Source organism: Saccharopolyspora sp. NPDC002376 (assembly GCF_053593195.1).
The window spans coordinates 61,558-73,608 of sequence record NZ_JBSFBZ010000039.1; the positions used below are offsets into that span (position 1 = coordinate 61,558).

Below are 12,051 nucleotides of genomic sequence, written 5' to 3' on the forward strand. Positions count from 1 at the left end.
CTTCCTCGTCACCCGATGTGGCTGGTAAGAAGTAATCCGACCGGCGAGGATGAACGCGCCGCGTTGACGGGACCAAGGTCCTGTCCGCTGCGGGACCCTCGTCCGGGCGATTGGGGGCCCTTGCCTCTGCGGAATTCCCCCTGACGTGGACAGAGTGGACTCGTGGATCTGCTCGACATCGCCCGATGGCAGTTCGGGATCACGACCGTCTACCACTTCCTGATGGTTCCGCTGACCATCGGGCTCGCGGTGCTGGTCGCCGGCATGCAGACCGCCTGGTACCGCACCGGCAAGCAGCGCTACTACAAGATGACCAAGTTCTGGGGCAAGCTGCTGCTGATCAACTTCGCCATGGGCGTGGTCACCGGCATCGTCCAGGAGTTCCAGTTCGGCATGGCCTGGAGCTCCTACTCGCGCTTCGTCGGCGACGTATTCGGCGCCCCGCTGGCGATGGAGGGTCTGCTCGCGTTCTTCGTCGAGTCGACCTTCCTGGGCCTGTGGATCTTCGGCTGGGACCGGCTCTCCAAGGGCGTGCACTTGGCCTGCGCGTGGGCGTTCTCGCTGGCCACCATCCTGTCCGCGTACTTCATCCTGGCCGCCAACTCCTGGATGCAGCACCCGGTCGGCGTGGAGATGGTGGACGGTCGACCGCAGCTGAACTCGATCTGGGCGGTGCTGGGCAACAGCACCGTGCTCGCGGCGCTGCCGCACACCGTCTTCGGCTGCTTCGCGGTCGCCGGCTCGTTCCTGATCGGCATCGCCGCCTGGCAGATCGCGCGCCACCACCGCAAGTCCGACGTCGACGACGAGGACCGCAAGGCCTGGCACGGCTCGATGCGGCTGGGCGCCTGGGTCGCGGTGGTCGCCTTCGCCGGGCTGGCGATCTCGGGCGACATCCAGGGCAAGCTGATGTTCGAGCAGCAGCCGATGAAGATGGCCTCCGCCGAAGCGCTGTGCCACAGCGAGGCACCGGCCAGCTTCTCGATCTTCGCGGTCGGCGACGTGGCCCGCCCGGACTGCGAGAACGTCAAGAGCATCACCGTGCCCTACATCCTGTCCTACCTGGCCAACGGGGACTTCACCAGCGAGGTCAAGGGCGTCCAGGACCTGATCCCGGAGTACCAGGCCAAGTTCGGCACGCACTACCCGGACGACCCGCGGCTGGGCTCGCTCGCCGGGCAGCCCATCGACTACACGCCGAACCTGCCGGTCACCTACTGGGGCTTCCGGTTCATGATCGGCTTCGGCGGGCTGGCCGCGCTCGGCGCGGTGGCGGTGCTGTGGCTGACCCGCAAGCAGAAGTTCCCCAAGGGCCGCTGGTGGGCGCCGCTGGCGGTGCTGTCCATCGGGCTGCCGTTCGCCGGCAACATCGCTGGCTGGGTGTTCACCGAGATGGGCCGCCAGCCGTTCGTCGTGGTGCCCAACCCCGATCCGTCCGGGGTCGACGGCGTCTGGATGTTCACCGCGCAAGCGGTGTCCGCCGGGGTTACCCCGGGCGAGATGCTGACCTCGTTGATCACCCTGACCGCGCTGTACGGGGGCCTGGCGATCGTGGAGATCTTCCTGATCGTGCGCTACGTGCGCGGCGGGTTCGACGCGGTGCTGCCGCCGAAGCCGGCCGAGGGCGAGGAATCCGACGAAGCCCTGTCCTTCGCGTACTGACGAGTTTGAAGAGGACTTGCGATGGATCTGCCCACCTTCTGGTTCTGCGTGATCGCCCTGCTGTGGCTGGGCTACCTGTTCCTGGAGGGTTTCGACTTCGGCGTCGGCATGCTGCTGCCGATCCTCGGCCGCAAGGACGTCGAGCGGCGGGTGCTGATCAACACGATCGGCCCGGTGTGGGATGGCAACGAGGTGTGGTTGATCGTCGCCGGCGCCGCCACGTTCGCGGCCTTCCCCGGTTGGTACGCCTCGCTGTTCAGCACCGCCTATCTGCCGCTGCTGGTGCTGCTGGTGGCGCTGATTGGGCGCGGGGTGGCGTTCGAGTACCGCGGCAAGGTCGACACCGACCGGTGGCGGCGCAACTGGGACCGGGTGATCGTCGCCGCCTCCTGGATCTCGCCGCTGGTCGTGGGTCTGGTGCTGTCGGCCAGCGTGTTCGGGTTGCCGCTGGACGAGCACGGTGACCGGGTCGGCGGCTGGTGGACGATCTTCAGCGTGCCGACCGTCGTCGGCGCCCTGGCGGTGTTCGGGTTCTCGCTGCTGCACGGCGCGGTGTTCCTGGCGTTGAAGACCGAGGGTGAGATCCGCGAGCGGGCGCGGCGGTTCGCGCTGCGGATGGGTGTGCCGCTGCTGCTGCCGGTGATCGCGCTGCTGTTCATCGCGCAGCTGACCGAGGGCGCTGCCTGGACTTGGGTGCCGCTGGTGATCGCGCTGGTGTCGGCGTTGGCCGGGCTCGCGCGGCTGTACCGGTGGCGCGACGGGCAGGCCTTCGCGCTGCAGGGCATCGCGCTGGCCGGTGTGGTGGTCACGCTCTTCGGCGCGCTGTGGCCGAACGTCATTCCGTCCACTTTGGACCCAGCGTGGTCGCTGTCGATCGCGGAGACCGCGGTCAGCCCGTACACGCTGACGGTGATGACCTGGGTCGCCGCCATCGGCACCCCGGCCGTGCTGATCTACCAGGGCTGGACGTACTGGGTCTTCCGCAAGCGCATCGGCACCAAGCACATCCCACCGATCCACGCCCCGTCATGACCCCGCCCCTGATCACAGTTTCAATTGAAACTGTAAATCCCAGGCACGAAGGATCACAGTTTCAATTGAAACTGTGATCAGGGGCGGCTGAAACAGGACGTTCGTTGAGGAGTACGTGATGGGTCCGCTGGGCGCGTTGCCGAGGTTGTCGGCATCGGCTCGCCGTGCCCTGGTCGTCGCCGGGCTGCTGTCCGTCGGCAACGCGGTCGCACTGATCGTGCAGGCCTGGGCGCTGGGCAGTGCGCTGGCAGCGGTGGTGACGCGCGGGGGCGAGCCGAGCGAGATCAGCCGCTACCTGGTCGTGCTGGCCGGGGCCGTGGTGGCGCGCGCGGTGCTGGGCTGGGCGACCGAGTCGGTGTCGGCGCGGGCCGCGGCGGGCGCGAAGGAAGAGCTGCGCGGCCTGATGCTGGATTCCGCGCTGCGCCGCGGTCCGGAGTGGATCCAGCGCCGCGGCTCCGCGGAGCTGACCGCGCTGGCCACCAAAGGCCTCGACGCGCTCGACGCGTACTTCACCAAGTACCTGCCCGCGCTGGTGACCGCGGCCGTGGTGCCGCCGCTGGTCGGGGCCTGGATCCTGTGGTCCGACTGGGTTTCCGCGCTCGTCATCCTGATCACGGTGCCGCTGATCCCGCTGTTCGCCTGGCTGGTCGGCAAGTACACCGAGCAGCGCACGTCGAAGGCGGCCGACGCGGTGCAGCGGTTGTCCGGGCAGCTGCTGGAGCTGATCCGCGCGCTGCCGGTGCTCACCGCGTTCGGCAGGGCGCGGGCGCAGGGCGAGGTGGTCGGCCGGGTCAGCGACTCGCACCGCCGCACCACGGTCGCCACGCTGCGCGTCGCGTTCCTGTCCGCGCTGGTGCTGGAGCTGTTCTCCTCGCTGTCGGTGGCGATGGTCGCGGTGGGCATCGGCCTGCGCCTGGTCTCCGGCAACCTCGACCTGGCCACCGGCCTGCTGGTGCTGGTCCTGGCCCCGGAGTGCTACCTCCCGCTGCGCGCGGCTGGCGCGGCGCACCACGCCAGCGAGGACGGTGTGGAAGCCGTCCGCCGGGTCGACGAGATCGTCAGCGAGCCGGAGCGGACTGCTGACCCCGCCGAGCGGTCCGTCCGCGCTGAAACCGGCCTGCGGGTCGCGGGGCTCCGGGTGTGGCGGCGGGACGGATTCGCGCCGGACGGGTTGAGCTTGACCGCGCGGCCGGGCGAGATCGTGCGGTTGGAGGGCTTCGACGGCATCGGGCCCAGCGGCAGCGGAAAGTCCACCACCATGGCGGTGCTGCTCGGATTCGCCGAGCCGGAGAGCGGCACGATCACCTGCGACGGCGTGGACATCGCGGACCTCGCACCGGGGGAGTGGCGCCGCCGCATCGCCTGGGTGCCGCAGCGCCCGACGTTCACCGGCGGCACGGTCGCGGACGAACTCGCCGTCGCCACCGCCGACCAGCCGGACCTGTCGGCGCACGTCGATGAGGCGCTGACCGCCGCGGCAGCGGCACACCTGCGAGACCGCCGCACCGACGAACTGTCCACGGGGGAGCGTCAACGGGTCGCGGTGGCCCGCGCTCTGCTCCGGCTGCGCGGCGAAGCGACGATCCTGCTGCTTGACGAGCCCACCGCGCACCTCGACACCGCCACCGCGCACCAGGTCAACACGGCGATCCGCCGCGCCGCCGACGACGGCGCAACCGTGGTGCTCGCCAGCCACCGGCCGGAAGCCGCAGCTGAGCTGGCCGAACCGGTGCGTGCGGCAGCCCCGGCCGCTGCGCCCGCCCTGCCCGCAGCCCGCGGTCGCCTCCGCGACCTGCTGTCGCCGCGGTTGCTCGTCGGCACCGGCCTCGGTGCGTTGTCGCTGTTCTCGGGCCTAGCGTTGGCCGCGACCTCGGCCTGGCTGATCGCCCGCGCTTCGCAGCAGCCGCCGGTCCTGACGCTGACCGTCGCGGTCGTCGGCGTCCGCACCTTCGCGCTGTCGCGCGCGGTGCTGCGCTACGTCGAGCGGCTGGTCACGCACGACGCCGTGTTCCGGCGCTCCGGCCGTCTGCGGAGGCGGTTGTGGGACGCGCTGGTGCGGCTCGGACCGGTGCGCACTGCCGGCCTCCGACGCGGTGAAGGCGTCGCTCGGCTCGTCGACGACGTCGACGCGGTCCGCGACCTGGTGCCGCGGGTGATCTTCCCGCCGATGGTGGCCGTGGTCGTGATGATCGGTGCGGTCGTGGTGCAGGCGCTGGTACTGCCGGAAGCCGGGCTGCTGCTCGCCGTCGTGCTCCTCGTGGCCTGCATCGCGAGCCCGCTCGCCGCCGTCGCCGCGGAGCGCCGAGCGACGACTGCCGTGGCCGAGGGACGGCGAAAGGTTTCCGCACGTGTCCTGGGACTTCTCGACGGCGCGGCGGAGCTGCTCGCCTTCGGCGCGCACACCGAACAGCGCGCGGAACTGGCTGCGGAAGACACCCGGCTGGCGACGAGGGCTCGACGCGCGGCCTTCGGCGCGGGGGCAGCGACTGCCGTGATCATCCTGCTCATCGGGGTCGCGGTGCTCGGCGGCGCTTGGCTCGGAGCGGCGGCGGTTTCCGAAGGACGTCTGGCGCCGGAGCTGGCCCCGCTGCTCGGGCTAGTGCCGCTCGCGGTGGCCGAGGCCGTGGCGCTGCTGCCTCCGGCTGCGCAGCAGTGGCGGTCGCTCCGGTCCGCGCAGGACCGCTTGGCACCGTTGCTCGCGGTCGGCGCTCCGCATGGAGAGACGAACGGTCCGTCCGCCTCGACGGACATCGAGCTCTCTGAGGTCGACGTGCGCTGGCCCGGCGCGGCTGAACCAGCGCTGCGAGGCGTGGGCCTGCACGTCCCGGCTGCGGCGCACGTGGCGATCGTGGGGCCGTCCGGCGGTGGCAAGTCGACGTTGTTGGCTCTGCTGCTGGGTTTCCTCAACGCCGAGTGCGGCGAAGCGCGCGTGCCGCAACGGATCGCCTGGTGCCCGCAGGAGCCGCAGCTCGTGTCGACGACGGTGCGGGAGAACCTGCGGCTGGCCGCGCCGAAGGCCAGCGACGACGAACTCGTCGAGATCCTCGAGATCGCCGGGCTGCCGGACTGGTCCGACCGCTTGGACACCAAGGTCGGCGGCACGGCGATGTCCGGCGGCGAAGCGCAGCGCCTCGCGCTGGCCCGCGCGCTGCTGGTCCGGGACGCGGACCTGGTGCTGCTCGACGAGCCGACGGCGCACCTGGACGTCCCGACGGCCGAAGCGCTCCTGGACCGCCTGGCGCAGGAGCTGCGAGGACGCACGGTCGTGCACGTGACGCACCGCTGGTCGGAAGCCGAGCGCGCCGACGTCGTCCTGCGCGTGGACAACGGTGAGCTCACCGTCGTCCGGAGCCCCACGTCGTCCCGGTCGCCCGCGGCGCGGTAGGAATCCCTTTCATGATCATCATGCACACCGCCTGTGACCTGCGTCGTCAGGAGGAGCGAGCGCCAGGTGAGGAGCTATAGATTCGTGCACGACATGGATTCCTCCCTCGCCCGGCGAATGCTGGCCGCATCGACCGAGATCACCCGCGCAGCGCTGTCCGCGGAGGATCCCGACGCGGTGCTCCCGCTGGTCGTCCGCCGCGCGGCCGAACTCGCCGAGGCGGACCTCGGCGTCGTCACCGTCCGCGCCGACGACGGCCGCCTGACGGTCGAAGCCGCCTATGGCGCTCCGTCCGCGATCGGCCCGCTCGGCGACCCGGTCGGCACCGTCCTGTCCTCGCGGTCGGCCGCGGCGCGTGTGGCCCGCAGCGGTGTTCCGGTCGTCGTGGACGACCTCATCGACGATCCGCTCACGGCCCCGTACGTCCCCGCTGAGCTGCGGGTTTACGGTCCGTTCGCGGTCGCGCCGTTCGGCACCCGCGAGCGCCGGCTGGGTGCGTTGGCGGTGTACCGCAGGCGCGGCGCGAGCACGTTCACGCGTGTCGCGGTCGACGTGCTGACATCCTTCGCCGCGCAGGCCGGGCTGGCGCTGGTGCTCGCGGAGGGATCCACCGCGCGGCAGCGGATCGCGGTGTACCAGGAGCGCGAGCGCATCGCGCGCGACCTGCACGACGTGATCGTGCAGCGGCTCTACGCCACCGGTGTGCAGCTGGAGGTGTTGGAGCGGCGGCTGTCCGGGCAGCTCGCGCCCGCCGACGCGACCCGGCTGTCGGAGACGGTGGAGCAGATAGACCAGGCCATCGCCGAGGTCCGGGCCACCGCCCGCACGCTGCGCTCCGCTGATCCGGAACCCCCGCGCCACGCGCCCGCGCTCGACGACTCGATGCGTTCCGAGGTGCAGATCGCCGGTGAGCTGCTGGGGCGGCCCCCGCAGCTGGAGATCGAGGGCGACCTGTCGGACGTGCCGGTCCAGGTAGCCGACCACGCCCGCGCGGCCCTGCGCGAAGCACTGTCCAATGTGGTCAGACACGCGGGTGCGAAGTCGATCCTGGTGCGCGTGCGTCGCTCGGAGGCCGGACTGCTGCTGCAAGTCGTCGACGACGGCTGCGGAATCCCCCGCGACGTGAGCAAAAGAGGTCTGCGGAACCTCGAAGAACGAGCGGTCGCGGCAAGAGGCCGCTGCGTGATCACCTCATCCCCGGACAGCGGCACCACGGTCACCTGGGAAGTCCCGCTGTCCCGCCTCTCCGAGGTTCACAGTGGTGGTTGCGATCGAGAATGATCTTGCGTTTTCGGGGTTTCTTGTGGCTGGGTTGCGTCACGGTCCCCTGAGGTGCGGTTGAGTAGGACTCGGGACCGCGACTCACGGGTGGTGCTCATGCCACCCGCACCGCCATGCGGATCGATCACGGGAAACCGTGCGGGTCAGAGCTGGCCTTGGCGGCGGGCGACCCAGGCCGCGGCCTGGGTCCGGCGCTCCATGCCGAGCTTGGCCAGCACCGAGGTCACGTAGTTCTTCACCGTCTTCTCCGCCAGGAACAGCTGCTCGGCGATCTGCCGGTTGGTCAGGCCCTCGCCGATCAGCTCCAGCACCCGGCGTTCCCGCTCGGTCAGCGTCGCGAGCTCGTCCTGCTCCGGGTTCGCGGACTGGCGCAGCCGTGCCAGCACCCGCCCGGTGGTAATCGGGTCCAGCAGCGAGTGGCCCGCCGCCACCTCGCGGACCGCGTTGACCAGGTCCTGGCCGCGGACCTGCTTGAGCAGGTAACCCGACGCCCCGGCGTTGATCGCCCCGACCAGCGCGGCCTCATCGTCGAACGCGGTCAGCACCAGGCAGTACGGCGGATCCGGCAGCTCCCGGAGTCGTCGGCACAGTTCCAGGCCGTCGCCGTCGGGCAGTCGCATGTCGATGACCGCGACGTCGGGCCCGGTCGCCTGCGCGCGCACCAAGGCCTCGCCGACGCCACCGGCCTCGGCGACGATCGCGACGTCCTCCTCGGTGTCCAGCAGGTCGCGCAGACCGCGCCGGACCACCTCATGATCATCGACTAGCAGCACGCTCACGGGCACACACCCACGCTACGTAGGTCTCGGGCGAAAGGTGCGCGGAGGGTCGAATCCGCTCTATTTCTTGATCTTCGCCACGCCCTTGGTCGCGCCAGCGGTCCGCTGGGTCTTCGCCGCGACCTTCTTCGCGCGACGCTTGGCGCGGTAGCTGACCGACGGTTTGCCGCCGGTGTCCACCGCGGTCAGCAGCAGTCCGCCGAGCAGTCCGACGTTCTTCAGGAAGTGGGCCTGCTGGTTGGCGCGCTCCTGCGGGTCGTCGATCTCCCAGTACGCGTGCGCCGCCAGCGTCGTCGGCACGATGCTGCCGGCCAGCAGCAGCGAGGCCAGCCGCGGGAACTTGCCGAGCGCCAGCATCACGCCCGCCCCGACCTTGACCGCGCCGTCGATGCGCACCAGCGTTTCCGGGTTGGTGGGGATCTGCTCCGGCAGCGAGTCCTTGATCGGGCCGGTGGCCTTCTCCAGCAGCGGGGCCGCCGCTTTGGCGTGGTTCGGCGCATCGCGCAGCGCCCCGATCCCGCCGTAGATGAACACCGCGGCGAGCATCGGGCGGGCCAAACGGCGAATCAGCATCGGAGAACCTCCTCGGTGGTCAGCCGGTGCGCCCGACGGTACTCACTGCCGCGAGGTTCCGCTTGATCGTCAGAACTGGGCGTGGGCGAACACCTCGTCCCACGCAGCGGCGATCTGCCGCGCGCACAGCTCCGGAGCAACCCCGCCGATACCGGTGCCCAGACCGGGCATGGCGATCGACCCCACCACCTGCCGCACCAGCGCGCCGTTCTCCAGCATCGCGCTGGCCCACAGCCGCAGCACGGCGCGCGCCGCCAGGTACGGGTGCACGGTGTCGGCGGGCAGGCGCTCGCCGGGTTCCCGCATGGTGGGGGCGCTGATCAGCCAGATCGGGTTCGGCGCGCCCGTGGGCACCAGCAGCGCTTCGCCGACCGGCAGTTCGCCGCCGTGGTAGGCCAGCACGGCGCTGCGCACCTGCTCTTCCACGTCGGGGAAGGTCTGCGCGTACACGGCGTCGATACCGCCGCGCATCCAGCCGTACGAGTTCGCCGGGCTCACCACAGCATCGACCGACAGGTCAAGAACGGAGCCCTGGTGGACGGCGAGGCCAGCGCGGTCCTCAGCGATCTCCTGCCAGGCTGCGGCGAGCGGCTCGTCCAACGCGCAGAGGACGAGCTGCAGCTCCGGCTCCGTCCTCTCCGACGAGCAACCCGAATCTGCGGTCACGACACACAGCATCGCAGGAATGGGCGCCCAAGTGACATCGGGTAGGTCACACCTAAGCGGCACAACCTTTCCGGCGAACCGCTGCACCCGTAGTGCGAGCCGGGGTGGCGGGCTTCTCTAGGCTGGGCGCGTGCCACAAATCGCGTACCTCGGCCCGGCGGGCACCTTCACCGAGCAAGCCACCAGGTCGCTCACCGGGGACTTCGACGCCGAACTCGTACCCTGCGAAACAGTTCCGCTGGCCTTGGCCGCGGTGCGCAGAGGCGAGGTGCTGGCCGCCGGGGTTCCGGTGGAGAACTCCGTGGAGGGCTCGGTCAACGCGACGCTGGACGCGCTGACCGTGGACGAGCCGCTGGTCGCGGTCCAGGAAGCCCTGCTGCCGATCCAGTTCGACCTGGTGGTCCGGCCGGGCACCGAGCAGTCGGCGATCCGCACTGTGGCCAGCCACCCGCACGCGCTGGCTCAGGTCCGCGGTTGGCTCGCGGAGAACCTGCCGGACGCGGAGGTGCGGGCCGCCGGCTCGACGGCGGCAGGTGCCGCGGCGGTGGCGGCGGGCGAGTTCGACGCGGCGATCTCCGCGCCGGTCGCCCTCGAGCACTACCCGTCCCTGGAACGGCTGGTCGGCGGCATCGCCGACGTGCGCGACGCGGTGACCCGATTCCTGCTGGTGCGCCGCCCCGGCAAGCTGCCGGAACCGACCGGCGCGGACCGCACTTCGCTGTGCGCGGTGATCAGCGACGAGGTCGGCACGCTCGCCGACCTGCTCGCCGAGCTGTCGCTGCGCGGCATCAACCTCAGCCGCATCGAGTCCCGGCCGATCAAGGACCGCTTCGGCGAGTACCGGTTCTTCCTGGACTTCGACGGGCACGTCGCGGACGCGCGGATCGGCGACGCGCTGACCGCGTTGCGCCGCCGGTGCAGCTCCGTCCGATTCCTCGGCTCCTACCCGAAGGCCGACCGGTCGCCGGCCAGCGTGCGTCCGTCGGCCTCAGAGCAGGCGTTCCTGGCATCGGCAAAGTGGGTCGAGGACGTGCGGGCGGGGAGGCTGGCATGAGCGGTTTCGAACTCGAGGCGCCCAGCGGGTTGCGCCTGCTCCTGATCCGCCACGGGCAGACCCCGGCCAACGTGGACCACGTGCTCGACACCCTGCCGCCCGGCCCCGGCCTGACCGAGCTCGGCCAGCAGCAGGCGGCGGATCTCGCCGAGCGCTTGGCCGAGGAGAAGATCGTCTCGATCCACGCCAGCCGTGCGATTCGCGCGCAGATGACCGCGCAGCCGTTGGCGGAGCGGCACCGTCTGCCCGTCGAGGTCGTCGAAGGCACGCACGAGGTCTACGTCGGTGACCTGGAGGGGCGGGGCGATCGGGAGGCGCTGCGGACCTTCGAGGAGGTCTACGGGCTCTGGCACGGCGGCGAGCTCGACGTGCCGATGCCGGGCGGGGAGACCGGTCGAGAGGTGCTGACCCGGTTCGTCGCCGGTGCGCGCAGCGCGATCGACGGCTCCGGGGACGGCGGGGTGGCGCTGGTCAGCCACGGTGCGATGCTGCGGCTGGCGGCGTGCGCGCTGGCGTCGAACGTCGACGGGACGATGTCGAACGCGGTGTACCTGCCGAACACCGGCATGATCGTCCTGGAATCCGACCCCGACGCCCCGACGGGCTGGACCTGCACCTCCTGGGACGGCCTCGAAACCCTCTGACACGCTCCGGTGCGTCAGACCCCGACACACCGAAACCCGTCGGGACGGGACCCTCAGCCCCAGCCGAGGGCGTGGAGCTTCTCGTCGTCGATGCCGAAGTGGTGGGCGATTTCGTGCACCACGGTGATCGCCACTTCGTCGACCAGCTCGGTCTCGTCCGAGCACATGTCCAGCAGCGGGTCGCGGTAGATCGTGATCCGGTCCGGCATGACCCCGGCGTAGGTGCTGTCGCGCTCGGTCAGCGCGATGCCCTCGTACAGCCCGAGCAGCGAGGGGTCCTCGGGGTTCTCGTCCTCGACCAGGACCACGACGTTGTTCATCGCGGCCGCGAACTCCGCGGGCAGCAGATCGAGCGCGTCCCCGACGAGCTCCTCGAACCGGGCGCGGGTCATCTCCACCGGCATGACCCCGTTCTACCAGCTCAGCGGGGCTCGGCGGCGGGAGCGCCGGGCTGGCCGGCGGTGGTGATCTGCGGCGCCGGTTCCTTGCCGACGCGCACCTCGCCCTTGACGCTGCCGGTCACCGGCGCCAGTCCGCTGCCGTCCGGCAGCTGCGCGCTGACCTTGCAGTTCACCTGTCGCGATCCGGCGTTCCAGCTCTCCTCCGGGAGGGTGTCCCAGTAGATGACCAGGCCCTTGTCCTTGGCGACGTTCGGGCCGCCGGCGAAGCGCTCGGTCAGCTCCGCGCACCGGTTGAACAGGAACGGGTCCTGGTCCTTTTCGGCCGGCCAGCCGCCGGGGAACTCGTCGCCGAGGTTGACCATGCCGGTGATCTCCACCGCGTGCGGCTTCGCGCAGTCCACCGGGTCCCACACCGCGGTGCCGTTGATGCCCAGGCAGCGGCCCTCCGGGTAGATGTTGGACTGGTCGGTCGTCGAAGCACTGCCCTTGATCGGGTAGAGCTTCCCGGACGGTCCAGGCTGCTGGAGACCGCAGTGCAGCGTCCGGTCGCCGTCGGCCCAGCCCTCCTCGCTCG

General features: G+C 70.9%; 11 protein-coding genes. 6 read left to right on the plus strand and 5 right to left on the minus strand.

The genetic code is table 11. The annotated features are described in order from the left end of the window. Positions 1-162 precede the first annotated feature (162 nt). The 4 genes from ACWCO2_RS24085 (at position 163) to ACWCO2_RS24100 (ending at position 7,360) form a co-directional block, all read left to right on the plus strand. Positions 163-1,662, plus strand: a complete 1,500-nt coding sequence (locus ACWCO2_RS24085) for a cytochrome ubiquinol oxidase subunit I (RefSeq protein ID WP_450130015.1) — start codon at positions 163-165, stop codon at positions 1,660-1,662. Between the two features lie 21 nt (positions 1,663-1,683). Then, positions 1,684-2,694 carry a cytochrome d ubiquinol oxidase subunit II gene (gene cydB / locus ACWCO2_RS24090; protein ID WP_450130016.1) on the plus strand — a complete coding sequence of 337 codons (1,011 nt, stop codon included), beginning with the start codon at positions 1,684-1,686 and terminating at the stop codon, positions 2,692-2,694. Positions 2,695-2,812: 118 nt separating this feature from the next. Beyond that, positions 2,813-6,079, plus strand: coding sequence for a thiol reductant ABC exporter subunit CydD (gene cydD, locus ACWCO2_RS24095; protein WP_450130017.1), 3,267 nt, complete (start codon positions 2,813-2,815; stop codon positions 6,077-6,079). A gap of 93 nt (positions 6,080-6,172) precedes the next feature. Continuing rightward, positions 6,173-7,360 (plus strand): GAF domain-containing protein, encoded by a 1,188-nt coding sequence (locus ACWCO2_RS24100; RefSeq protein ID WP_450130030.1) that lies wholly within the window; start codon positions 6,173-6,175, stop codon positions 7,358-7,360. A gap of 143 nt (positions 7,361-7,503) precedes the next feature. Here ACWCO2_RS24100 and ACWCO2_RS24105 read toward each other — a convergent pair whose 3' ends face one another. The 3 genes from ACWCO2_RS24105 to ACWCO2_RS24115 form a co-directional block, all read right to left on the minus strand. After that, positions 7,504-8,145 (minus strand): response regulator, encoded by a 642-nt coding sequence (locus ACWCO2_RS24105; RefSeq protein WP_450130018.1) that lies wholly within the window; start codon positions 8,143-8,145, stop codon positions 7,504-7,506. Positions 8,146-8,199: 54 nt separating this feature from the next. Continuing rightward, positions 8,200-8,712: a DoxX family protein gene (locus tag ACWCO2_RS24110; protein WP_450130019.1), complete on the minus strand. Its 513-nt coding sequence runs from the start codon at positions 8,710-8,712 to the stop codon at positions 8,200-8,202. 69 nt (positions 8,713-8,781) lie between these two features. Further along, positions 8,782-9,390 carry a macro domain-containing protein gene (locus ACWCO2_RS24115; protein WP_450130020.1) on the minus strand — a complete coding sequence of 203 codons (609 nt, stop codon included), beginning with the start codon at positions 9,388-9,390 and terminating at the stop codon, positions 8,782-8,784. Positions 9,391-9,508: 118 nt separating this feature from the next. On the opposite strand from ACWCO2_RS24115, the gene pheA reads away from it, so the two are divergent. Together pheA and ACWCO2_RS24125 are read left to right on the plus strand one after the other, a co-directional pair. Then, positions 9,509-10,432, plus strand: coding sequence for a prephenate dehydratase (gene pheA / locus ACWCO2_RS24120; protein WP_450130021.1), 924 nt, complete (start codon positions 9,509-9,511; stop codon positions 10,430-10,432). Further along, positions 10,429-11,076, plus strand: a complete 648-nt coding sequence (locus ACWCO2_RS24125; RefSeq protein WP_450130022.1) for a histidine phosphatase family protein — start codon at positions 10,429-10,431, stop codon at positions 11,074-11,076. Before pheA ends, ACWCO2_RS24125 begins: the two co-directional genes overlap by 4 nt. 53 nt (positions 11,077-11,129) lie before the next feature. Here the strand turns inward: ACWCO2_RS24125 and ACWCO2_RS24130 are convergent, their stop codons facing one another. After that, complete coding sequence (locus ACWCO2_RS24130; protein WP_450130023.1) at positions 11,130-11,480, minus strand: metallopeptidase family protein; 351 nt, start codon at positions 11,478-11,480, stop codon at positions 11,130-11,132. 17 nt (positions 11,481-11,497) lie between these two features. Next, positions 11,498-12,051, minus strand: a 554-nt coding sequence (locus ACWCO2_RS24135) for a septum formation family protein (protein ID WP_450130024.1), incomplete at its 5' end; no start/stop codon positions are given.